Annotated in this window: 25 protein-coding genes and 4 pseudogenes; 17 read left to right on the plus strand and 12 right to left on the minus strand. The window is 66.8% G+C overall.

The window, feature by feature from the left end:
• The first annotated feature begins 56 nt into the window (after window positions 1-56).
• The 5 genes and pseudogenes from ACFV2X_RS40095 (at window position 57) to ACFV2X_RS40115 (ending at window position 3,891) form a co-directional block, all read left to right on the plus strand.
• A complete protein-coding gene (locus ACFV2X_RS40095; protein WP_385626236.1) occupies window positions 57-1,037 on the plus strand; it encodes an ABC transporter ATP-binding protein in 981 nt (326 codons plus the stop codon).
• Window positions 1,034-1,435 (plus strand): annotated as a pseudogene (locus tag ACFV2X_RS40100) (ABC transporter permease); the annotation flags it as partial. The gene ACFV2X_RS40095 and the pseudogene ACFV2X_RS40100, both read left to right, overlap by 4 nt.
• A 13-nt stretch (window positions 1,436-1,448) precedes the next feature.
• Window positions 1,449-2,063 (plus strand): annotated as a pseudogene (locus ACFV2X_RS40105) (response regulator).
• A gap of 282 nt (window positions 2,064-2,345) precedes the next feature.
• Window positions 2,346-3,644, plus strand: a complete 1,299-nt coding sequence (locus tag ACFV2X_RS40110; RefSeq protein ID WP_385626237.1) for a carboxylesterase family protein — start codon at window positions 2,346-2,348, stop codon at window positions 3,642-3,644.
• 85 nt (window positions 3,645-3,729) lie between these two features.
• Window positions 3,730-3,891: a hypothetical protein gene (locus ACFV2X_RS40115; RefSeq protein ID WP_385626238.1), complete on the plus strand. Its 162-nt coding sequence runs from the start codon at window positions 3,730-3,732 to the stop codon at window positions 3,889-3,891.
• 96 nt (window positions 3,892-3,987) lie between these two features.
• Here ACFV2X_RS40115 and ACFV2X_RS40120 read toward each other — a convergent pair.
• Window positions 3,988-4,232, minus strand: a pseudogene (locus ACFV2X_RS40120) (IS5/IS1182 family transposase); the annotation flags it as partial.
• 404 nt (window positions 4,233-4,636) lie between these two features.
• Here ACFV2X_RS40120 and ACFV2X_RS40125 point away from each other — a divergent pair.
• Window positions 4,637-5,293, plus strand: a complete 657-nt coding sequence (locus ACFV2X_RS40125) for a hydrolase (protein ID WP_385626239.1) — start codon at window positions 4,637-4,639, stop codon at window positions 5,291-5,293.
• Window positions 5,294-5,527: 234 nt separating this feature from the next.
• On the opposite strand, the gene ACFV2X_RS40130 is transcribed toward ACFV2X_RS40125, so the two are convergent.
• Window positions 5,528-5,845, minus strand: coding sequence for a hypothetical protein (locus ACFV2X_RS40130; protein ID WP_385626240.1), 318 nt, complete (start codon window positions 5,843-5,845; stop codon window positions 5,528-5,530).
• 610 nt (window positions 5,846-6,455) lie between these two features.
• Here ACFV2X_RS40130 and ACFV2X_RS40135 point away from each other — a divergent pair.
• Window positions 6,456-6,779 (plus strand): hypothetical protein, encoded by a 324-nt coding sequence (locus ACFV2X_RS40135; protein ID WP_385626241.1) that lies wholly within the window; start codon window positions 6,456-6,458, stop codon window positions 6,777-6,779.
• Between the two features lie 52 nt (window positions 6,780-6,831).
• On the plus strand, window positions 6,832-7,671 hold the full coding sequence (locus ACFV2X_RS40140) for a transposase family protein (protein WP_385626242.1): 840 nt from the start codon (window positions 6,832-6,834) through the stop codon (window positions 7,669-7,671).
• Between the two features lie 210 nt (window positions 7,672-7,881).
• Here ACFV2X_RS40140 and ACFV2X_RS40145 read toward each other — a convergent pair whose 3' ends face one another.
• The 8 genes and pseudogenes from ACFV2X_RS40145 to ACFV2X_RS40180 all read right to left on the minus strand — a co-directional run bounded on the left by ACFV2X_RS40145 (window position 7,882) and on the right by ACFV2X_RS40180 (window position 13,630).
• Window positions 7,882-8,283 (minus strand): hypothetical protein, encoded by a 402-nt coding sequence (locus tag ACFV2X_RS40145; RefSeq protein ID WP_385626243.1) that lies wholly within the window; start codon window positions 8,281-8,283, stop codon window positions 7,882-7,884.
• Between the two features lie 318 nt (window positions 8,284-8,601).
• Entirely contained in the window at window positions 8,602-9,291 is a 690-nt protein-coding gene (locus tag ACFV2X_RS40150; protein WP_385626244.1) for a MerR family transcriptional regulator, read from the minus strand.
• 35 nt (window positions 9,292-9,326) lie between these two features.
• The gene (locus ACFV2X_RS40155) at window positions 9,327-10,169 is read right to left on the minus strand and encodes an alpha/beta fold hydrolase (RefSeq protein WP_385626245.1); all 843 of its coding nucleotides are present in this window, start codon (window positions 10,167-10,169) and stop codon (window positions 9,327-9,329) included.
• Window positions 10,170-10,233: 64 nt separating this feature from the next.
• Window positions 10,234-10,677, minus strand: a complete 444-nt coding sequence (locus tag ACFV2X_RS40160) for a glutaminase (protein WP_385626246.1) — start codon at window positions 10,675-10,677, stop codon at window positions 10,234-10,236.
• Between the two features lie 67 nt (window positions 10,678-10,744).
• A pseudogene (locus ACFV2X_RS40165) lies at window positions 10,745-11,482 on the minus strand (glutaminase); the annotation flags it as partial.
• A complete protein-coding gene (locus ACFV2X_RS40170) occupies window positions 11,370-11,846 on the minus strand; it encodes a GNAT family N-acetyltransferase (protein WP_385626247.1) in 477 nt (158 codons plus the stop codon). The gene ACFV2X_RS40170 and the pseudogene ACFV2X_RS40165, both read right to left, overlap by 113 nt.
• A gap of 48 nt (window positions 11,847-11,894) precedes the next feature.
• Window positions 11,895-12,563: an NADPH-dependent F420 reductase gene (locus ACFV2X_RS40175; protein WP_385626248.1), complete on the minus strand. Its 669-nt coding sequence runs from the start codon at window positions 12,561-12,563 to the stop codon at window positions 11,895-11,897.
• Complete coding sequence (locus ACFV2X_RS40180; protein ID WP_385626249.1) at window positions 12,560-13,630, minus strand: LLM class flavin-dependent oxidoreductase; 1,071 nt, start codon at window positions 13,628-13,630, stop codon at window positions 12,560-12,562. Before ACFV2X_RS40180 ends, ACFV2X_RS40175 begins: the two co-directional genes overlap by 4 nt.
• Before the next feature lie 388 nt (window positions 13,631-14,018).
• On the opposite strand from ACFV2X_RS40180, the gene ACFV2X_RS40185 reads away from it, so the two are divergent.
• Window positions 14,019-14,642: a LysE family translocator gene (locus tag ACFV2X_RS40185; protein WP_385626250.1), complete on the plus strand. Its 624-nt coding sequence runs from the start codon at window positions 14,019-14,021 to the stop codon at window positions 14,640-14,642.
• Between the two features lie 17 nt (window positions 14,643-14,659).
• On the opposite strand, the gene ACFV2X_RS40190 is transcribed toward ACFV2X_RS40185, so the two are convergent.
• Window positions 14,660-15,553 (minus strand): helix-turn-helix transcriptional regulator, encoded by an 894-nt coding sequence (locus ACFV2X_RS40190; RefSeq protein WP_385626251.1) that lies wholly within the window; start codon window positions 15,551-15,553, stop codon window positions 14,660-14,662.
• 89 nt (window positions 15,554-15,642) lie between these two features.
• Between ACFV2X_RS40190 and ACFV2X_RS40195 the strand changes: the two genes are divergently transcribed.
• From ACFV2X_RS40195 to ACFV2X_RS40210, 4 genes are all read left to right on the plus strand, one after another.
• A complete protein-coding gene (locus ACFV2X_RS40195; protein WP_385626282.1) occupies window positions 15,643-16,503 on the plus strand; it encodes an SDR family NAD(P)-dependent oxidoreductase in 861 nt (286 codons plus the stop codon).
• 220 nt (window positions 16,504-16,723) lie between these two features.
• The gene (locus ACFV2X_RS40200; RefSeq protein WP_385626252.1) at window positions 16,724-17,920 is read left to right on the plus strand and encodes a serine hydrolase domain-containing protein; all 1,197 of its coding nucleotides are present in this window, start codon (window positions 16,724-16,726) and stop codon (window positions 17,918-17,920) included.
• 474 nt (window positions 17,921-18,394) lie between these two features.
• Window positions 18,395-18,706 (plus strand): hypothetical protein, encoded by a 312-nt coding sequence (locus tag ACFV2X_RS40205; protein ID WP_385626253.1) that lies wholly within the window; start codon window positions 18,395-18,397, stop codon window positions 18,704-18,706.
• A 2-nt stretch (window positions 18,707-18,708) separates the two neighbouring features.
• The gene (locus ACFV2X_RS40210; RefSeq protein ID WP_385626254.1) at window positions 18,709-19,092 is read left to right on the plus strand and encodes a nuclear transport factor 2 family protein; all 384 of its coding nucleotides are present in this window, start codon (window positions 18,709-18,711) and stop codon (window positions 19,090-19,092) included.
• Window positions 19,093-19,362: 270 nt separating this feature from the next.
• Here ACFV2X_RS40210 and ACFV2X_RS40215 read toward each other — a convergent pair whose 3' ends face one another.
• Window positions 19,363-19,830 carry a MarR family winged helix-turn-helix transcriptional regulator gene (locus ACFV2X_RS40215; RefSeq protein WP_385626255.1) on the minus strand — a complete coding sequence of 156 codons (468 nt, stop codon included), beginning with the start codon at window positions 19,828-19,830 and terminating at the stop codon, window positions 19,363-19,365.
• 289 nt (window positions 19,831-20,119) lie between these two features.
• On the opposite strand from ACFV2X_RS40215, the gene ACFV2X_RS40220 reads away from it, so the two are divergent.
• The 4 genes from ACFV2X_RS40220 to ACFV2X_RS40235 are packed head-to-tail and all read left to right on the plus strand — an operon-like array spanning window position 20,120 to window position 21,845.
• Complete coding sequence (locus ACFV2X_RS40220) at window positions 20,120-20,428, plus strand: GNAT family N-acetyltransferase (protein WP_385626256.1); 309 nt, start codon at window positions 20,120-20,122, stop codon at window positions 20,426-20,428.
• Between the two features lie 30 nt (window positions 20,429-20,458).
• Complete coding sequence (locus ACFV2X_RS40225; protein ID WP_385626257.1) at window positions 20,459-20,869, plus strand: (4Fe-4S)-binding protein; 411 nt, start codon at window positions 20,459-20,461, stop codon at window positions 20,867-20,869.
• Window positions 20,870-20,923: 54 nt separating this feature from the next.
• Window positions 20,924-21,577 (plus strand): NADP-dependent oxidoreductase, encoded by a 654-nt coding sequence (locus ACFV2X_RS40230; RefSeq protein WP_385626258.1) that lies wholly within the window; start codon window positions 20,924-20,926, stop codon window positions 21,575-21,577.
• On the plus strand, window positions 21,495-21,845 hold the full coding sequence (locus ACFV2X_RS40235) for a zinc-binding dehydrogenase (RefSeq protein WP_385626259.1): 351 nt from the start codon (window positions 21,495-21,497) through the stop codon (window positions 21,843-21,845). Before ACFV2X_RS40230 ends, ACFV2X_RS40235 begins: the two co-directional genes overlap by 83 nt.
• Window positions 21,846-21,849 lie beyond the last annotated feature (4 nt).

Below are 21,849 nucleotides of genomic sequence, written 5' to 3' on the forward strand. Positions count from 1 at the left end.
GCCGGCTGGTGACAGGGCGCGCTGGTGCCCCGCGCTTCCACGGAGAGGGTTGAAACATGAGAACAGACGGACACGAATCTGTGATTGAGGTCACGGACCTGCGGCGTGTGTATGGGGGCGGGTTCGAGGCCGTGCGCGGTGTCGACTTCTCCGTGCGCCGCGGCGAGGTCTTCGCGCTGCTGGGCACGAACGGCGCCGGCAAGACGTCGACGGTCGAACTATTGGAGGGCCTCGCGGCTCCGACCGGCGGGCGAGTGCGCGTCCTCGGGCACGACCCGTACACCGAGCGGGCCGCCGTACGCCCCCGCACCGGGGTCATGCTCCAGGAGGGCGGCTTCCCCTCCGAACTGACAGTCGCGGAGACCGCCCGCATGTGGGCGGGGTGTGTGAGCGGCGCCCGCCCGCCGGCCGAAGTCCTGGAGCTGGTCGGCCTGAAGTCGGAGACCGACACCCGCGTGAAGCAGCTCTCCGGCGGCCAGCGGCGCCGCCTGGACCTGGCGCTCGCGCTGCTCGGCGACCCCGAGGTGCTCTTCCTGGACGAGCCCAGCGCCGGGCTGGACGCCGAAGGCCGCAGGGACACCTGGGAGTTGGTGAGCGCACTGCGTGACGCCGGTACGACGGTGCTGCTGACCACGCACTGCCTGGAGGAGGCCGAGCACCTCGCCGACCGGCTCGCGATCATGCACGAGGGACGGATCGCCGCCACCTGGGCCCGGGCCGAGGTGACCGCCGCTCAGCCGTCCCACATCTCCTTCGAACTCCCCGCGGGCTACTTCGTGGGCGACCTGCCACCGCTCGCCTCACTGGGCGTGAGCGACCACGAGGTCGACGGCCGGACGGTCAAGCTGCAAACCCGGGAACTCCAGCGCGCGGCCACCGGACTGCTGGTGTGGGCCGGACAGGCCGGAGTCGAGCTGCGCCGCCTGGACGTGCGCTCGGCGTCCCTGGAGGAAGCCTTCCTGAGCATCGCCAAAGAGGTCTCCTCACGGACGAGCGACAGAACGGCACCGGAGACGGCGAAGGTGTACGTGGCATGAGCACCACCACGGCCACCCCGAGCGCCTCGGTGCGGCGTGGCGCGATCAGCACGCCGAGGTCGCGCATGGTCGCCCTCGCCCGCGCCGAGCTGACCCTCTTTGGACGGAACAAGGGGGCCCTGATCGCTACCCTGTTCGTGCCGCTGGTGCTGCCGTTCAGTGTGAAGTCGGCGGCCAAGGAGATGGATCTCGCGGGAGCCGGGCTGACCACCGGCACGCTCATGCTGCCCGCCGCGGTCGGCTTCTCACTGCTGTTCGCCGTCTACTCGGCCCTCGTCGGCGTCTTCGTCGTCCGGCGCGAGGAACTCGTCCTCAAGCGGCTGCGCACCGGAGAGCTGCGGGACGTGGAGATCGTCGCCGGATCGGCGACGCCGGCCCTGCGCAGCGGGCTCGTGCGCTGGAGGTCGCCCCGTGACGCCGACCGTGCGCGTCCTGCTCGCCGACGACGAGCACCTCATCCGCGGGGCCCTGGCGGCCCTGCTGTCCCTGGAGGACGACCTGGTCGTCGTTCGCCGAGGCGGCCACCGGCCCCGAAGCACTGGCGATGGCACGGGCGCACGCTCCGGACGTCGCCGTACTGGATCTCCAGATGCCCGGCGCCGACGGTGTGAAGGTCGCCACATCGCTGCGGGCCGAGCTGCCCGCCTGCCAGGTACTGATCGTGACCAGTCACGGGCGCCGGGCATCTGAAGCGGGCGCTCGCGGCGGGTGTGCGCGGGTTCGTCCCCAAGACGGTCAGCGCCCAGCGGCTCGCCGAGCTGATCCGCACGTTGCACGCCCGGAAACCGGTACGTCGACCCGGAGTTGGCCGCCGACGCGATCTCCACCGGGGACTCGCCGCTGACCGCGCGGGAGGCCGGGGCGCTGGAGCACGCCGCCGACGGGGCGCCCCTCGCGGAGATCGCCGAGCGCGCCGCACTCGCCGAGGGGATCGTACGGAGCTACCTGTCGTCGGCCGCGAGCAAGCTCGGCGCGGAGAACCGGCACGCGGCGGTGCGTCTCGCACGGGAGCGGGGTTGGATATAAGACCGTGTCGTATGTGGTGAAGCGGACGAGTCGCTTGTAGCAGCAGAGGGCAGCGGCGAGGCCGGGAACGGCCAGGCATTGCGGGTCACCGGCCCGATTGACTGCCGGCGCGCAGGTGTGCTCTGTCCAGGAACCGAAGATTGGTTTAGTGCGAACCGGAAAAAGACTCACCCACCAGGCGTTGGTCAAGCAAACGCCAATGTAGGGGCGGGTCGGCGGCGAAGGTTCACTCGATCTCCCAGATACTGGGTACCCCTCCTTCCTCTTACCGCGATCGCGGCCATGCTTGCATGGTGCAACCGGAGCCCGTGGTGGAGTTGGGCACTCCTGGGCACGCTGCTCGCGGCCCTCGGTGTGACTGCACCCTGGTGGCTTCGAGGGCGCGCCCTGCTCCAAGTGGCCTGGCTGCTTGCCGGAACACTCGTGAGTACCACTGCCGTCCTCGCCTACCCACCCGCGCAGAACCGCATCGCGGGCGGGACCGATCCCCAGCCTTCCGCGCTCGTCTCCACGCGGGAGGGGCCCGTGCGAGGCGTCCTCAACGACGAGCGCACGGTCGAGATATTCGCGGACATCGCCTACGCCCGGCTCCCCGTGGGAGATTTGCGTCGGAGTCCGCCTCAGCCTCCCGAGCCGCGCTCCGAGGTGTTCACCGCCGACAGGTTCTCGGACGTTCCCGTTCAAGGACACGTTCCTCAACCCGTATCCGGTCAGCTAGGACAGTCTCACCCTCAACATCTGGCACAGCACGAAGCCCGCCTCGGCGAAGCTTCCCGTGCTCGTCTACGTTCCGGGCGGGGGGTTCACGACGAATCCTCGATCAGATTGCGCGCTGAAATGGATCCGACAGAACATCGCGGCGTTCGGCGGAGACCCGACCAAGTGACGATCGCGGGGGAGAGTCCGCCGGCGGCGCGAGCTTGTGCATTCTGGGCGCGACGCCACTCGCTGAAGGGCTGGTGGACGGCATCATTGCCCGGGAGCGGGGCCTGTATGGGCACGGCCGGAAGCACCGAGAAGGACGATCAGGCCGATACCAGGGCGGCGGCAGAGGACGCCGGCAGACGTCTGAGCGAGAACCTGGGGGACGCCTCCGTGGAGGAGATGCGCAAGATGTCCGTCAAGCGCATCCTCGACGCCGCCAAGTCACTCGACGCCCACTGGCGTCCCTCCATCGACGGCCACCTCCTGGACCGGCCGCCGGCGGAGATCTACGCATCCGGAGAACAGTTGGACGTGCCGATCCTTCTCGGCAGTAACGCGGACGAGGCCTCGCTCGCTCTGGCCAGCCCACCGGACACCGATGCGGACAAGTATCAGGAGTCGGTCCGCAAGACGTACGGCGCGGACGCCGAGCGCTTTTTGCGACTGTATCCCGGTGAGGACCAGGAACAGGTGCTGAAGTCCCGACTGCAGGCCGATACCGACAAGATCATGACTCGCGCCATGCAACGCTGGGTGCGCCTGCAGACTCAAACGGGCGAGTCAGACGCGTGCCTCTACTACTTCACTCGCGTCCCGCCGGAAAGGCCTCGAGAAGTTCGGCGCCTATCACGGTGCGGAGGTGATGTACGCCTATGACAACCTTGGGAAGGACAACGACGCCGCCTACGAAGAGGTCGACTACAGGTTGCGCGACCAGATGAGCGCGTACTGAGTCAATTTCGTGCGTACGGGCGACCCGAACGCATCGGGCCTGCCGGGCTGGCCCACGGTGGAGCAAGCACCCGAGCAGGTCATGGAATTTGGTGAAGGCAGCGCGCCGGCACCCCGGCCGCGATCGGACGCCATCGACTTCTGGATGGACTACGACGGACCGATCCTGTAGCAACGATGCGATCCGGCGAGCCCTGCAACCAGGCTGCCGACAATTCCGTCAGCCGGTCAAGCCTCCCGGCGGAAACCGCCCGGAGGCTTGACCGGCGGGAAAGTGCTGGAAGCAGTCGGTGATGCCTTCGCTGCGGGCGGCCGTGGCGTCACGCCTGCGGCCGGGGCGCAGGGCATCGGCCCATAACCTGCGGCCAGGTAAGTCGGCGATGACGGGGGCCTTCATGGGTTTGTGTCTCTTCTTGCCGGAGACGGACGCGCGCCGTCCCCGCGGCCGACGAGAGGCCGGCGGACCTGGATCCCGGTGACGTTGAGGCGGAGCTCGATTCTCTTGGCCTGGGCACAGGTGCGCGGGCGGACACGTCCGCCACCGTCGTGATCGTGGAGCGGTCGACGAAGACGAGCTGGTGGCGGGCGTCAGCCCTGCGGCCGGACTTTGAACGCCTCAAATGAATCATGCCGTTCACCAGCACCGACACCTCATCCGCTATCACGCACCAACGCGTAGCAGTATCCCCCGAGTTGCGCTTCACGGACGCCGGTGGCCACACCTGACCAGTTCGCCTGAACGCCCAAGACCGTTGCTAGTTGACGCATCACCGATCGACACCTAGTGTCGGTGACGCGTCAACCAAATGGTTTGGGGTCGCCGGCCCGGCCAACCTGTATCTGGCTCACGTCGGGGTATCGAGGTGTCGGTGCACTGCCGGAGACCCGCGGACGCAAAGTTCCAGAAGGGGAATCTCGTGGGTACCGAGAACAAAGCCGGACTCAGCGCGCTGCTGACGCCCGAGGAGAGCGTGCTCGCGCTCATCGACCACCAGCCGTTCCAGGTCGCCAACCTGCACAGCCACGAACCGACGATGGTCATCAACAACGCCGTCGGGCTCGCCAAGGCCGCCAAGGTGTACGACGTTCCGACCATTCTGACCACCGTCCTGGAGGAGCGCGGCGGCCTTCTTCTCCAGGGTCTGCAGGATGTGTTCCCGGAGCAGAAGCCGATCAACAGGACCTTCATCAACACCTGGCAGGACGAGCGTGTCGTGAACGCCGTCAAGGCGACAGGACGCAAGAAGCTGATCATCGCCGGCCTCTGGACGGAGATCTGCGTGGCCATGCCGGCGATACAGGCGGCGGGCGAGGGCTTCGAGGTCTACGTCGTCACCGATGCGTCGGGCGGTGTCTCCAGGGAGGCCCACGACATGGCGGTGCAGCGCATGATCCAGGCGGGCGTGACCCCGATCACCTGGATGGCCGTGCTGGGCGAGTGGCAGCGCGACTGGGCCCGCGAGAAGACCGTACGGGGTGCCGCCGAGGTCCAGGCGCAGCACGGCGGTGCCAGCGGTGTGGCCTTCACCTGGGAGATGCAGCTCCTGGCCACGCCCACCGAAAACCAGGCATGACATCACCGCTGTCCCGGCATCGATCCGTGTCGGGTACCGCCTGTCGTCAATACTCCAGCCGTAGTTCGTGATCCAGCCGGTTGAGGCCGCTGGAACAGGATCGGGCACCGCGTGATCCTCTGCGTGTTGTGGACAGAACGTCAGACCTTACGGATCCGCCGATGACAGGCCGGTCCAGGAAAACGGATCCTGGTGGCGAACCTCACTGGTCGACTGCTTCAAGCGCGGCAGTTGTCAGGACGGCGGCCAGTTCCGGAGAGCGGCGTCGGCCGCTCGCTGGAGATCCTCGCCCGCCGCACCACCCAGCGCCTGCACGGCCATGCCGTTCGCGATCGTCATGGTGTAGCGGGCGATCAGTTCCGGGTCGGTGTCGGCGGGCAGGTCGCCCTCCGCGACGGCCCGCCGGTCGCGCATGTGCACCTGGCTCTGGGCACACCACTCGGCCGGGATGTCGCGCGCGACCTGCCGCGACATGTGGCTGATGTCGGGGAGCTCCTTGAGGCTCCAGGAGTGGGCCACGTCCGCGTGCACTGCGCGCAGGGCGGCGGGCACCGATGCCGTCCTCGTTCAGGGCGCTCAGCCAGCCGGTGGGGCGGTCACAGGGTGGACTTCGTCGCGGGAGGCAAGGCCCTCCCTGTCAGTCTGTGGCGAGACACCCGGTATGCCGGATTGTCCTTCCTGGGCGAGACGGGAGTCCACAGCCGAGTCCGAGGACCCGGCACCGAACCGACCCGCCGCCGCTTCTCCCCGGAATACAAGCTGCGCATGGTCGCCGAGTACGACGCCGCCCCGGCCGGGGAGAAAGGCGCGATCCTGCGCCGTGAGCGGCTGTACCACTCCCACATCATCGAGTGGCGGGCCGCCCGGGACGCCGGGAAGGACAGAGCCAAGCGCCTACGGCGCTGCTCCCTGACTGGACAACTCCGTCCGGGCGGGTCCGGTTCCGGCAGGATGCCGGGTTCGGCTGCGCCCGCGGCCTGCTCCCGCATACGATCCGTCGGCAGGTCGGCACGCCAGGAGATCGCGGGAGGGCCCGGGATGCAGGAGCGGCAGTGGATCACCGCTCGCCGGAGCGAACTGGATGCTTTCGCCGAGGAGTTGACCAAGCAGCTTCAGGAGGGTCCAGGTCGAGCGGGACGAACTGGCGATCGCGGAGCGGGTGTTGAACCGCCTGGCCGAGCAGGTTCAGGCCGACGCAGAGGCTGGCGCTCCGGTATCGGCGAAGGTGGCCGGGCGGGCAGTGCTGCTCGTCCCGCACCGCAGCGACGCGGCCGATGAGGGCGCACTGCCCGGCGACTACCGCAAGATCCTGGCGATCGTGCGGGAGGCCGACGGCCCGGTGCAGGTCAGGGCGGTCGGCGAGCGGCTGGGCCTGGACGCCTCGGTGCGCGGCAAGCTGGAGCCGCTGCGGGCGAAGATGACCAAGCTCGCCGATCGCGGCTGGCTGCACAAGCGGGGAGACGGGCGGTTCACCGCACGTCCGTGACCGGCGTAAGCGAGCCGTAACTGGCTGGCACCCGGCGGCAGTTGAGTTTGGTGTGAAGAAAAACAACGGTCTCGCCGAGGGCCCTGACGGCCTTGTCTACACCGCCCGCCTGCCGCTGTCGAGCGCGACCTTGAACTATCTCGCCGACCTGATACGCGGCCACCTGAAGAAGATCGGCTCCCGGTGGCGGGTGCTGCCCACCGGAAAGATCGCCGGCATCGTGCTGGCGGTGCTGCGCTGTGACCAGCGGCCCGGCGATCTGGCCGGCGGGAACGGGGTGCACCGCACCACCGTGAGCCGGTGGGTGCGCGAGGTCGTCGGCCTGCTGGCCGACCGCGCCCCGCGCCTGGACCGCGCGTTGAAGAAGATCGCCCGAAGGGGTGGCGGCGTGGTCCTGCTGGACGGCTCCCTAATACGCACCCGCCGGCGCACCGGGACGGACAACCGGCCGAACTACTCGGGCAAGCACAAATACCATGGCCTCCTCGTGATCGCGCTCACCGACGACCGCGGCCGACTGGTGTGGATCTCCGCGGTGCGGCCCGGACGCACATCCGAGATCACCGCCTGCCGCCACGACAAGCTCACCGCCCACCTGCGGGCCGCCGGGCTCGGCGCCATCGCCGACCTGGGGTTCGTCGGCCTCGACGACGGTCGTCCTGACGCCGACCCTGCGGTGATCTGCGGCTACAAGGCGGCTCGGAACCGGCCCCTGACCCGCGGCCAGAAGCTGTCCAACAAGGCACTGGCTGCGGTGCGGGCCCCGGTCGAGCACGGCTTCGCCCATCTGAAGAACTGGCGCGTCCTCACCAAGGTCCGCACCGACCCGAAGTGGGCGACCGCGCTGGTGCGAGCCCTGCTCGTGCTGACGAACCGGGAAGTCATGCGCTGACGGATGACCATGTCGCTGGACTAACGCCCCGGACCTGCCCGAGCCACCCAACACCTACGCACACCAGACCATCTGACGTGCAGCTTTCACGATGCACTCACTGGGCATGGCGGAGCCTAGCGGCTTGGCAAACCGGTTGCTCAGGCTCCACTCGAAGTGCCCGCCCGGGAGTAGGTGCCTCAACCGCCGCCAAACGCGGCCGACCGTAGATCACTCTCCGCTATTCCAATACTCCCTCATCTCACCCATGCCCCGAGGCCGCTTCCGCCACGTTTCCCAGTACGCCAGCTCGGCCCGCCGTTCCCGCTGCTCGCGGTGGTCGAGCACCGCAGCGACAGACCCACACGAAACCAGGAACGCGATCTCCGCAATAAGCGCACCGATCAACCCGGCCGTTAATCCACTGGCCCCCAAGGAAGTGGCAACAAAGCGGCTGATCGGAAAGAAGAGCGCGGCCGTGACCGTGCCGAGGCATCCGAAGCCCAGTCCTCCTACGAACACGAGAACACAGCACACACTCAACAGAATGATCGCGACAATCAGCACCCACTGCGCGGGGCTGGATGCAGTCTGACTTGCGGCTACGCAAAACGACATGGCTCCTATGGGCATGTACACTCCCTGGGCGCGGTAACTGCGTGATCAGCCGTTGGCTCGACTGTCCACTACTACCGCTGCCCACCCGGGACCGGTCCCGGGGCGTAGGGCCAAAGGCATCAGGCATACGCGTGGGACAGCTGCTAAGAAGATGATCAACGTGAAGGCCACCCGAGTCGGCCTCAACGATCGTAGGAGCGTCACCACGGTGAACGCAGCAAAACCCGAGAACGGCCTCAGCCGCCCGGTCAGACGATCTTCAACGTGGACACCACCCACCGACCAGCGCGAGCACGGCAAGAAGCGCCCACACCAGCCCCGTGACCTGCAACTTCACGATGCACAGTGCTCATTGGGCAGGGTTTGTGCAACGAGAATCCGCGCGAGCCTTTCGACCAGAAGCTTCCGCGTCTCCTCGTCTGCGTCCGCCGGCAAGCGATCGATGTCAGCACTGACGTCGTCGGTGTCCGCCTCCACCATCTTCTGAACGTCCGCCAACGCGTTCTGGTCGTACAGCTGTCCGTTGATGTGAATCATCGAGCTGTCGGCCTCGGACAGCCGAGCTGCCACGGACTCGAATCCGGCAGGGACGTCCGCCGGCGCGCGGGCGCGGAGGATCGTTGCGATGTCCGTCCGCGCCTTCTTCAAGCGCTCGATGCGCCGCTGGAGCTCGGCGTCGAGGTTGCGCAGGGCGCCCGGTGTGCTGTCGGTGTCGGGGCTGACGTCACCGATCTGTGCGAGCGGCACACCGAGCTCTGCGAGACATCGGATGCGCAGCAGACTCACCAGGTGCCGCACCTCGTACCGCTTGTATCCGTTGTGCCGGCGCTCCGGTTCATCGAGCAGACCGAGACGGTGACAGTGGCGGATGGTGTTCACTGTCGTGTCCGCCAGCTGCGAGCCGGCGAGTGCTCCACGGCATGTCGTATCCCTCCCGCGTTCGAGGAGCGTATGCGGCGCCTCAACAACAGTTCGGCGCCACATACGCCTCTCGTCGGCGGCGATGACGCGGTTCCGCGTCATGAGAAGCCGTCAGGGAAACAGCCGGTCATCCACCGTCACTTCGAGAGGAAGTCGCGCAGCGCGGTGTTGACCTCGTCTGCGTGGGTCCAGAGCAGGCCGTGCGGTGCTCCTTCGACCTCGACGTAGTCGGCCTCGGGGAGTGCCTTGTGGAATCGGCGCCCAGTGGCGTCGATCGGGAGGATGTTGTCCTTCGTTCCGTGCAGGATCAGTGCGGGCTTGCCGCTCGCGCGGACCGCCTCGACGTCGGCGCGGAAGTCCTCGAACCATGCCGATACCACAGCGTACGCAGCCACCGGAGCGCTGCGGATCGCGACGTTCCAGCTACCGGTCACGACCTCCTCGCTGATACGGGTGCCGAGGTTCTCGTCGAGGTTGTAGAAGTCCGCGTAGAACTGCTTGTACCAGGCGTACCGATCCGCCTTTGCGGTCGCGGCGATGCCGTCGAAGACCTCCTGCGGCACCCCGTCGGGGTTGTCGTCGCGGGCGACGAGAAACGGCTCGAGCGAAGCGAGGAAGGCGAGCTTCGCGGCACGCTCATGACCGTAGCGACTCACGTAGCGGGCGAGTTCCCCGGTGCCCATCGAGAAACCGACAAGGACGACGTCCTGGAGGTTGAGGGTCTCAAGGACCGTGTTCAGGTCAGCGGCGAAGGTGTCGTAGTCGTAACCGGAGTTCACCTTCGACGACTGGCCGAAGCCACGACGGTCATAGGTGATGACCCGATAGCCCTGGGCCAACAGCTCGCGCGTCTGACGTTCCCAGCTGTGCCCGTTCAGCGGGTAGCCGTGGATCAGGACGACCGGCTGACCGGAACCCTGATCCTCGTAGTAGAGCTCGACCGGCGTACTGTTCTCCGTGCCGACGGTGATGTAACCCATGATTTCTTTCCCTCCTGGCCGACGAAACGAACACCGGCCCATATCTGTGTGTGAGAACTCTGTGTTATCGGAGGCGGGTCAGAGGATTCGCCTCTGGGTCGACGAGGTAGACCTCGTGACCAGCCAGCGTCAGCCGGCGTGCGACCTCCAGCAGCACGCGCCGTGCCACATCGTCGATCGAATAGACCCTTGTCAGGTCCAAAGCCACCCTGACGTCCGAAGGCAAAATGTCCATGGCTTCCTGAACAACTCTCTCGGCTCCGGCAAAGCCGACGCCACCTTGCAGTTGCAGGACCCGGAGCGCGTTCGGTCCGCTGCCAACGACATGGTGGGACCGCACGACGGCACGCGCGGCGGCGGGGACCTCCATCACATGCAGACCCATGTCCGAAGAGAATCGCTCGAACAGTGACACCCCGCGAACGCTGTTCCCGTGACCGTCCAGTCGTGGTGAGAACGTGGCAATGCCGATCTGTCCGGGGAGCGCGCCGATCAGGCCCCCGGCCACCCCGCTCTTTGCTGGAATACCCGACCTGGGTCGCCCAGTCACCAGCGGCGTCGTACATTCCACAGCTGAACATGACGCTCAGCACCTGACGCGCCACCGGTTCCGGCACCACCTGCTCGCCCGAGAGAGGGTTGATCCCACGGTTGGCCAACGTCGCGGCCATCATGGCCAGATCACGCGTGGTGACGAGCACGGAACACTGGCGGGTGTAGCCGTCCACGATGGTCCTTGGGTCCTTGGTGAGGACATCGTGACTGCGGAGCATGTGGGCAATGGCGAGGTTGCGGTGCGCGTGCTCCATCTCTGACGCACATACCGCCTCATCCATCGCCAGTCGACGACCGGCGAACGCCGAGAGGCCGTGGAGCACGCGTTCCACACGCTCCGTCGGATTCAGGTCCTCCGCGCCGGCCAGTGAGTGCACGGTCATCGCGCCAGCGTTGATCATGGGATTGAGAGGGCGCCCCGTATCGCTTTCGAGAGAGATCTCGTTGAACGCCTCTCCGGACGGTTCGACACCGACTTTGGCGAGCACGGGATCGAATCCGCGATCAGACAGGGCCAACGCATACACGAACGGCTTGGAGATCGATTGGATTGTGAACTCGACATCGATGTCACCGGCACCATAGACCTCTCCGTCAACCATGGCAAAGGCCGCACCGAGGCGCTCGGGGTCCGCTGCTGCGAGCTCAGGGATGTATCCCGCCGGCTCTCCGGACGTGTCCGACTCCACATCTCTCAGTACCTCGGCCAGATAGTCGGGAATGATTGGCCGCATTCGTCCTCCATGCATAATTGCCATCTTCGCGCCGTGAGAACCGCGTTGCGTCCGCCCTGATATCAGGAGGCACCTGGCGGCGCTTCACTGCGTCACATTGTCGATGCGCGACAAATTCGTCGCCATGCACCCGCAGATGGCGAGCGAACATCGGGCACAACGGCACGACGGTGACATTTTTGCGAATGCTGTCTGTGAGTGCCTTGCTCACCAGCAGCGCAACCAGATCACGTCCACCGAAATCCTGGCACACCTCGGTATGGAAGAATATTCGCTCTTCGCTTGCGCCAGGTATGACGACGAAGTCGGCCGTGCCGACGGGTGTTTCGGCGGCACGAACAATTGTGTAGGAGCTGATCGGGCTGGCGAGATCGAGCTCGACCGTCACGGCGTGGCCACGGCTCTCCGGTCCGGCCGAGGTGCTTCTGTACTTCTGTTACGAGTGCTCAAAAAGCCTTGTCGGAGCGGGGGTGGCGGTAAGTACGCGAAGCCGGTCGGCGTCGACATTGGCTCCGAAGGCGGGGGTTCCGGGCTCGAGCCGGACGCCCGCTGCGAGGTCGCCGATGGTGAGTGGGTCGAATCCGAGAGTGTCGATCAGCGCAGACACGACGGCGAGATCCTTGGGCGAGTCGCCGGCGATCGCGATGGCCTTGCGTCCGAGGCCGCCGGCTGGACGAGCCCCGTCCTCGAGGTCGTGGTAACCCATGTGGTTGAGGGCTTTCACGACACGTGCGCCTGTCAGGAACCGCTGAACGACTTCGCTCGAAGAGGTGTCGGGAGGGAGAATCGCGTCGCGGGGACCATCGACCTCCCACCAGTGGTTCATCGCGTCGATGACCAGCTTTCCCTCCAGCTTCGGGACTGGGAGGTCGCGGTGTTTGCCGAGCGGGAGAGCCAGGACCACCACGTCGGCGGCATCCGCGGCCTGGGTCGGCCATACGGCGATCGCTCCGGGGGTGAGGATCTTGGTGGTAAGCGCGATCTTGGAGGGATCACCGGACCCGGAGATCAGGACTCGGTAGCCGGCGGCGACCGCCAGGCGCGCCAGGACGGTGCCGACTTTCCCGGCTCCCAGGATCCCGACAGTGGTGACAGGGTTGGTCATCGCGCCGCTCCCGCCGTGGCCGCGGGCTGCTCGGCCAGAAGCTCGCGGATCCGAGGGATGACCTGGGTGCCGTACAGCTCGACCGAACGCAGACGTGCGGAGGCTGAAACGGTGCCGGCGGCGGAGTAGATCATGTCGAACCGGCCCGCGTTCAGGACCCGGATGGCATGGGCGATCTTGGCCGCGACCGTCTCGACCGAGCCGACGTACAGCGACCCGCGGTCCACCTCGGCGTCGAATTCTTCCCGGCGGATCGGCGGCCAGCCGCGCTGCCCCCCGATCCGGTCGCGGATCTCCTTGTACCCAGGGTAGAAGAGCTCCTTGGCCTCTTCGTCAGTGGAGGCGACGAAGCCGGGCGAATGCGTGCCGACTGGCTGCGCGGTCGTGCCGAACTCGTGGCTGGCACGCCGGTACAGATCCACGTAGGGAGCGAACCGGTCGGGGGCGCCGCCGATGATTGCGAGCATGAGCCGGAAGCCGTACTGAGCGGTGCGGAGTACGGACTGCGGTGTCCCGCCAACCCCTACCCAGGTGTTGAGACGTCCCGAATCCGTCTTCGGGTACACGTCCGCATCGTGCAGGGCGGCACGCGTGGTGCCTTCCCAGCTGACCGGCTTCTCGTCCAGGAGCCGATGGAAAAGGTCGATCTTCTCCTCGAACAGCACCTCGTAGTCCTTGAGGTCGTACCCGAACAGGGGGAACGACTCGGTGAAGGAACCGCGTCCGAGGATCACCTCGGCGCGGCCGTTGGAGAGCGCATCGACCGTGGCGAACCGCTGGAACACTCGCACCGGGTCGTCCGAGGACAGCACTGTCACGCCCGAGGCCAGCCGGATGCGCTTCGTGGCTGTCGCGATGCCCGCCAGCACTGTCTCAGGGCTGGAGATCGCGTACTCGGGCCGGTGGTGCTCGCCCAACGCAACAACGTCGATACCGACCTGGTCGGCAAGGACCGCTTCGGTCACCGCGGCGCGGATCGCCTGCGCGTGCGAGACGATCACGCCCTGGTCGTTTCGGGGCCGGTCTCCGAAGCTGTCGATACCGAACTCGATTTGCGAAACATCCATCGTGTTCACTTCGCTCAACGCTTTCGTTGTGTCGGGGTGTGGCGGTGCGTGCTTCGTGACGACCGGGCGGGACGTCCGTCCCGGGCGACCTGCGCGAGTTCCCCGCCGGTCAGGTCCCGCGCCCACACCACCTCCGCCGATCTAGTTGACACGTAAACCATGACACTTCTATGGTTGGCGTGTCAACTAGATCGTGTCGCGGTGGGTGTAGCCGCGCGTCGCCAGTCGGGGGCGCCCCTCTTGGCAGGCGGGGTTGGCGCTTTCGCACTCGGCGACATCGGTGCGCGCATTATCGAGCTTCTCGGCATCGAAGGTTTGTCGTACTGCGTGATCAATATCTCGCGGTGCCTCCGTACCCAGCATTGGCCATACGGCCGATGCTGGGAGCGTGATCTATTGGATGGACTTCCTTCCCTCTGCCGTATTGATATCCATAATCCCTGGAGCGAACCAGCTGTTGGGCCTGAGTAACGCCATCCGATGCGGCGCTTCCTGGGCTCTTGTCGGCATCCTCGCGCGCCTCGCTGCCTTCACTCTGCTGATCGGCATCGTCGTACTGGGTCTCGGCGCGGTCCTCGCGCAGTCTCCTGGCCTGCTGGCCGTAATTAAATGGAGTGGAATAGCGTATTTGGTCTGGATTGGTGTGGCAGCGCTGAGAAGCAGGCCGGAGGCCGCTTCGGTGGTCGAGGACGAAGAGGGCCGCACCGGTCGGTGGCGGATCCCCCGCCAGGAATTTATGGTCGCCATAACCAACCCCAAAGCGCTTCTGCTTTTCGCGGCACTCCTCCCTCAATTCACGAGCGGCGGACGGGATGCGGAACTGCACATTGCCGTTCTGGGCCTGGCCTACATGGGCGTTGAAGCCGTCATTGGCGGCCTCTACGTCGGGGCCGGGAGGATTCTTCGATGGCGGCTTCGGTCGTACAAGGGATCGATCGCTCGTCGGGTCGACCAGATTTCGGGAATCTGCATCCTCGCGCTTGCGGGCGCGTTGGCCTTGAGCAGTGTTTGACGCCGGTCCGCCTCTGATCAGGTGTTCTGTCGGGCGTACTCGGTGGGTGTGAGTCCATAGCGCCGCTTGAAGGCGCGGCTGAAGTGGCTGCTGTCGGCGAACTGCCAGTGCGCGGCGATTTCCGAGACGGCCAGCCGAGAAGCCGACAGCGCCTGCCTTGCCAACTCCAAGCGCCGTTCCCGGATGTAGGCGGTCACCGATTCCCCACCCGCCGCGAACGCGCGCTGCAAAGTACGCACAGAAACGTTCAGTTCCCGGGCCAGCATCGTCGGCGAGAGATCGGCGTCGGCGAGCCGCTGCTCTGCGAGGTTCTTCGCCGCCTGGCCGAGGGCCGGGGCAAGGCGGGTGTTCACATCGTCGAAGCCGTGGTGCGTCACCGCGGTGGCCAACTCGACCAGCGTGTCACGCGCGGCCTGGACACCGGCCGGGCTCAGATCGGGCAGCGCCTCCTCAACCATGTTGGCGTGCGCCACCAGGAGGCGTACCTCGGCGGCGTCGGCGTGACCGGCGACTTCGCGGCCACCGAGTAGAAGAGAGAAGGGAGCAGCGGGCAGTACGATGCACTGCGCTCTCGTGTGGGGCGGGAGAGCGAAGTGATGCATCCGTGCGGCATGCCGCAGCAGGAAACCTCCCGCCACCACGGTGTGTTCCACGGTGTTTCGCTTGCTGCCCAGCGCCCAGGCTCCGCTGTGCACCAGCCATAGGCGGACCTGATCGGCGTCATGACTCGGTCCGTCCGCCGTCTGGGCTGCCGACGCCCCGTCCACGCTGGTGATCGCCACGTCGCGCACCCTGGCGGCACGGAAGCGTACCCGGAAGTCGGTCGCTGTCGCCGCGCTGAACCGGGGGAGGGGGAACTCATCTCCGACGTGGGTACGCCAGCTCCGCTCGAAGTCGTCCCGACCGGTCATGGCCGCACGGTGTGAGTCGAGCGAGAAGGATGCCGTCTTGTTGTCGTCCATCGTCCTACGAGTCTGCTCTCAGGATGTGTTTGTCGCCGATGTTCCGGTCGGTTGTCGCCCTGATGCATGCCGAGACTTCCGTGATCTTCCTAGTGTTCGAAGCACGCACACAACAGGAGGACTTGGTGAACGACCAGAACAGCCGCGTGGCCGTGATCACCGGCGCCGGGGGCGGCCTGGGCGTCCATATCGCGCACCGCTTCGCCGCCGACGGATACACCACAGTACTGGTGGGGCGTACCGAATCGACCTTGCGCCAGGCCATCGAGAGCGGCCCGGACGGGGGTGACATGCACCCGTGGGTCGGCGACGTCTCCGACCTGGCCGCCGCCACCGCACTCATGGACGAGGTGGCCGAGCGGTTCGGGCGTCTGGACGTCCTGGTCAACAACGCGGGGCTGGCGCAGCCGGGCACCGTGGAGAGCACGAGCGAGGATGCCTATCGTGCCATGATGAGCGTGAACGTCGACGGCCTGTTCTTTGCCTCCCGCGCCGCCTTGCCCCACCTGCGCGCGGTCCGCGGGTGCATCGTCAACATCGGATCCGTTGGTGGCGTGCGTGGTGACTGGACGCAGGCCGCTTACAACGCGACCAAGGGAGCGGTGGCCAATCTGACCAATGCGATGGCCCTCGACCATGGCCGGGAGATCCGGGTCAACGTGGTCCATCCCGGTGTGACGACCAGCAGCGAGGAGATCCGGACAGCGCTCGCCGAAGGTACGCCGTTGCGCGACCGGTTCGACGACCGGGTGCCCATGGGCCGGCCCGGCGATCCCGCCGAGGTGGCCGCTGTCGTGGCGTTCCTTGCCGGCTCCGGCGCCTCGTACGTCAACGGCGCGCACATCGCCGTCGATGGTGGCCTGACCGCGTCGAACGGCCAGACCGATCTCTTCCGCTGATGCGACGCGACTACGGCTTCACTCTTGTAGGGGGCGGCGTCGCTGCGACCGGATCGGCGACCCGCGCCCTCGGCGTGCAGTTGCGACGTCTCGAATCGACACCAGCGGGTCACCCCACGCACCAGGGTGGGAGCCGCGACATGAAGGGGAAGCAGTGGTCTTCAAGCTCGATGTACCAGGCCGCATGGTTCGCGGTGACGTGGATGAAGGCTATGGCGCAGTGGCCGACGCCTTTCGCGAGAACTTCGCCGTACGCAACGAGATCGGCGCTGCCTGCGTCGTCTACCACGGCGGGCGGAAGGTCGTGGACCTCTGGGGCGGCTACCGGGACGGCCGCAACCATCTTCCCTGGGAGGCGGAAACGATGGTGCCGGTCTTCTCGACGTCCAAGGGCGTGGCAGCAGTGGCGCTCCTGGTGTTGCACGCACGTGGCCTGCTCGACCACGATGAGCGTGTGGCGGCCTATTGGCCCGAATTCGCCGCCGCTGGCAAGGGCGATGTCACCGTCCGCCAGCTGCTTGCCCATCAGGCCGGGCTGCCGGTGATCGACCGGCCACTCGAGCTCGGCGACCTGACTGGCTCCCGCACCCTCGCCACGGCTCTTGCCGAACAGCGTCCGGCATGGGAGCCGGGCACCCGGCACGGCTACCACGGCCAGTCATTGGGCTGGTACGAGAGCGAGCTCATCAGCCGGATCGACCCCGGAAAACGCCGTATCGGCCGGTTCTTCGCCGACGAGGTCGCGACGCCGCTCGACCTCGACTTCCACTTCGGCCTGCCGCAGGACACCGATCGCGATCAGGTCGCCCGTATCCACGGATTCCGTCCCTGGGAGATGATGCTGCACCTGAGAGCGATGCCGGCAGCATTCGTCCGGGCATACGCGAACCCACGGGGCTTGACCGCCAGGGCGTTCGGCAATCCGCGGGTGCTGGGCACCGTGGAGAACTTCAACCGGCCGGATGTACAGGCCGCGGAGATTCCGGCGGCCAACGGCGTCGGCCAGGTGCGGTCGATCGCCAAGCTCTACGGCGAGGTGGCGACCGGCGGCGCCGCCCTGGGTCTCACCGATGCCACGATGGACGCGTTGCGCGTCGCTGCCCCACCTCCGACGAACGGACACTTCGACGAGGTGCTGCGCGTCGAGACGAGGTTCTCCCTGGGGTACGTCAAGCCGTTCCCGGCGTTCAGGTTCGGCTCCGAGTCGGACCGGGCCTTCGGCACGATGGGCCTGGGCGGGTCATTCGCCTTCGCAGACCCGGACACCGGTACGGGATTCGCGTACGCGATGAACCGCACTGGCTTCCGGCTTTGGGACGATCCTCGTGAAGTGGCCCTGCGGGAGGCGCTCTTCGCGCGGGTCCTCGGCGAGCGGCCCCAGCGGCCCGACCCGGCCTCCGGGCGTTCTGGCCTCTGACTCGCAAGGTACGCCCTCACGGCGGGTCGACGGCCACGGCGGCGAACAGCGTCTGTCGAAGGGGCCGTCGGAGCCGGTGTAACACCGGAGACTCGCCTCGTGCTGCCGATGCGCCCTCCCCAGCGGGCAATGCTCGTGCGAGGGCCGCCTCGACGGCACGGCAAGTCAATGGGTTTGAGTAGACCTACGACGGTGTCGGCGAATAGGCGGGATGTCACCGCAGGGCCGGCACGGCGCCCAAGCGAGCGACGTGCATTGCTCGGCGCGGATGGCGGCAACCTCATCGGGCCTGTACCGGAGGGTTGTCAACCAGGTCGAACGCCGCTCGCAGCGGGGTCCACCGTCTGACGTGAGCGGCTCCACAAGCCTCAGAGTGTGTTCCACGTCTCAGAAGGCTTGCGCAAACGCCGACTGTGAGTTGAGACTTCAACTTATGGTCGTCGAGGTTGTGATCGACCATCCGAAGGACGTGCCATGACCAAGCGACTAGCCGACCACAGCTACCGCTTCGACCTCGGCGACCTAAAGGTGCGGTTCACCTTCGATTCGCCGACCCAGGGCAGCTTCGTCGTGGAGCACGGTGCGGGGCTCGCCCCCGACGGTCACGCTGAAACGGTGGCTCTGAAGCTGCAAGAGATCCGTGAAGGCGTCTGTCTGAACTCCTGGACCGAGGTGAGCGGGGCTACGGTGACGCACCTGGAGGACTTCGAAAACGGGCAGTTGTACTCCAACGTGACCGTCGACGGCAAGCTCTACCACTTCATCGGAACGATCAAGGAGGCCTGACCATGACCCAGCATGCCGCCGCGCAGGACGATCAGGCAAAACGCAACGTCGACATCGTACTCACCGCGATGCGCGAGTTGTCCGCCGACAAGGACCTCACCGCGATAGACCGATACTGGGCCGAACCCTGCATCCAGCACAGCCCGCAGATGCCCAATGGGCTCGACACCCTGCGCAACGTCGTTCCAAACCTGGAGGGCTTCTCCTGGGAGCCGCAGCGGATCGCCGCCCAAGGCGACCTGGTCTTCACCCACAGCATCGTCCACGGCTGGGCCCCGAACCCCGTGGCTATCGTCGACATCTTCCGGCTGGACAACGGACGCATCGTGGAACACTGGGACGTCGTCCCTGCCGAAAAATCCGCCAACGGCAACACTATGGTGTAGCCCCGGCAGCGCCACCCGGCGCCGGCCTTGCCGCCGCCAAGGGCGGCCGATGTGCGGCTACTTCTGCCCCGATCCCCAGAGGTTGACAGGTCAACCATGTTGTCCTAGTGTTCCGGGTGCAAGCTCAGCAAACCCTGCGCCCTTCCAGCCCTGGCGTGAGGGGAGAGGAGGGAAACCCTCATCCACCGGCGGCCCCGTGCGCCAGGACGTCCCTTCGGGTCGGCGCAGGGCAGGCCTTTCGTGATCCAGGCAGTCGCGTCCCCCGCCCGGTCAGTCCGGCTGCTTCTCCATGTGGTCCAGGACGCGCTTGGAGATCCGGCCGAGTGTGCTGAGCTGGTTCGGGGTCAGGGCATCGATGAACAGGCGGCGGACGTGCTCGACGTGCGGGGGTGCGGCCTCTTCGATCGCCTTGTAGCCGGCCGGGGTGGCGACGATGAATGCTCCGCGTCCGTCGTCGGGGCATTCCTCCCTGGCCACGAGCCCGCGTTTCGCCATCCGCGTGACCTGGTGGGACATTCGGCTCTTCTCCCACTCCACGAGTTTGGCCAGATCCAGGAAGCGCATCCGCCCGTTGCCTCTTTCGGTGAGGCTGACGAGCACGATGTAGTCGGCTGGTGACAATCCGGAGTCGGCCTGGATGCGCCGCGACAGCCGTCCGATGAGTGTCTCCTGCATTCGGATGAAGCTGTCCCAGGCGGCCTTCTGCTCTGGGTCGAGCCAGCGCGGTTGTGCGTCCATGGGGGCAGTCTAACGAAATCGTTGACAGCTCATCTACTGGTGGTGGCGACGACGCAACCCTCAGCGAGGGCGCGTGCGTCGTGACCGGGATGCTTCGGCTCGCGCCTGGCCGACGAGTGCTCGAGCCATGTCTCGTGCAGGCCTGGAGGTCGGCGCCCCGTGCTCGCTCGGCGCTCGGATGCCTTCGCCATGGGTTAAGTTGATGCATCAACCTTGTAGGGCTAGGCTGATGTCCTGGCTGACGGGATTCTGCTGAGTTGAGCGGGATCAGACCCCACAAGGAGGACACATGACGGTCGAAGTGAGCGACGTGCCCGAGGCGAAGCGCTACGAGGCCCGTGTTGATGGAGAGTTCAAGGTGGCGGGCGTTGCGGAATACATCCGCACGACGGAACTCGTTGCGTTCGTGCACACCGAGGTCGAGGCGGAGTACGAGGGCGCGGGAGTCGGGTCCGCACTGGTCCGTACAGCCCTTGACGAGGCACGTGCCGCGAACCTGCGGGTCCTGGCCACCTGTCCCTTCTTCGCGGGCTGGATCAGCCGGCACCCCGAGTACCAGGACCTGCTGTACCAGTCCCGCAGCAAGGTCAGTGATTGAAAGCCGAGCACGGCAGGAACGGAGGCGGGCATGAGCGGCGAATCCGAGCAGAAGGCATACCGGACGGAATCGATCACGGTGATCTTCGAGGCCAGGCGCTGCCTCCACGCCGCCGAATGCGTCCATCGCCTGCCCGAGGTGTTCGACCCGACGAAGCGACCGTGGATCCAGCCGGACAGGACTACGGCCGAGCGCCTGGCGGAGGTCGTGCGGCGCTGTCCCTCGGGCGCGCTCCAGTACGAACTCGTGGAGGGCGGGACGGAAACCCCCGACCGGCCCACCACGATCACCCGCAGTGCCATCGGGCAGCTGACCGTGCGCGGGGAGCTGAGCGTGGACACGCCGCAAGGCGCGCGCGCCGAGACCAGGGTCATTCTGTGCGGCTGCGGGCAGAGCCGCCTCCAGCCGTACTGCGACCATGCGGGGCCCTGCGGTCAGTGACACGGCCGTGCCCGCTCTCCCGCATGTAGCACCCAAGAACTTGGAGTCGAGCAGATGTCCCTTGCAGTGCAGTTCTCCGAGTACGGTACCCCTGACGTGCTGCGTATCGTCGATGTTCCGCCGCTCACCGCGGGCCCCGGGCAGGTACGGCTCGCGGTACGGGCCGCAGGCGTCAATCCGATCGACTGGAAGATCCTGCACGGATACATGCGCCAGGTGATGCCCGTCGATCTCCCGGGCGGCCTCGGCTCCGACGTGGCCGGCGTAGTCGACCAGGTCGGCGAGGGCGTGACCGCCTTCAGCGTCGGTGACGAGGTGCTGGGGGCCTCCCTTGCGCCCTCCTACGCGCAGTCGGCGCTCGCCGACCCCGCTGCACTGGTCGCCAAGCCGGCTTCCGTCCCGTGGGAGGTTGCCGCAACCCTGGCCGGTACTGGTATCACCGCCTGGGAGGTCCTCAACAAGCTGAAGATCTCCACGGGGGAGACGCTGCTGGTCCATGCCGCAGCCGGTGGCGTGGGCACCTTCGCCGTACAGCTGGCCGTCGCTCGCGGTGCGCGTGTCATCGGCACCGCGAGCGAACGCAACCATGAACAGCTCCGCTCCTTCGGTGTGGAACCGGTCATCTATGGCGAGGGCCTGGTCGACCGCGTACGAGCGATTTCCCCCCCACGGAGTCGACGCGGTCCTCGACGCCTCCGGCCGCGGTGAAATCCCGGACTCGATCGAACTCGCCGGCGGTCCGACACGCGTCCTCTCACTCGTGGCCTTCGATGCCGCGGACACGGGAATCCAGGTGCACATGGCCGAGCCGGGAGCGGGGGGTCCTCAAGCGCTCGGTGACATCCTCGCCCTCATCGAGGCGGGACGGCTGCAGATGCCCATCGCGGGCACTTACCCCCTCGACGAGTCTGCGGCGGCACTGGCGGTGAGTCGGTCCGGGCACCTGAGCGGCAAGCTCGTAGTACTGCCGGCGTAGCCCG

The sequence above is a fragment of the Streptomyces sp. NPDC059679 genome (assembly GCF_042734105.1).
In the GTDB taxonomy this organism is placed as follows: Bacteria; Actinomycetota; Actinomycetes; order Streptomycetales; family Streptomycetaceae; genus Streptomyces.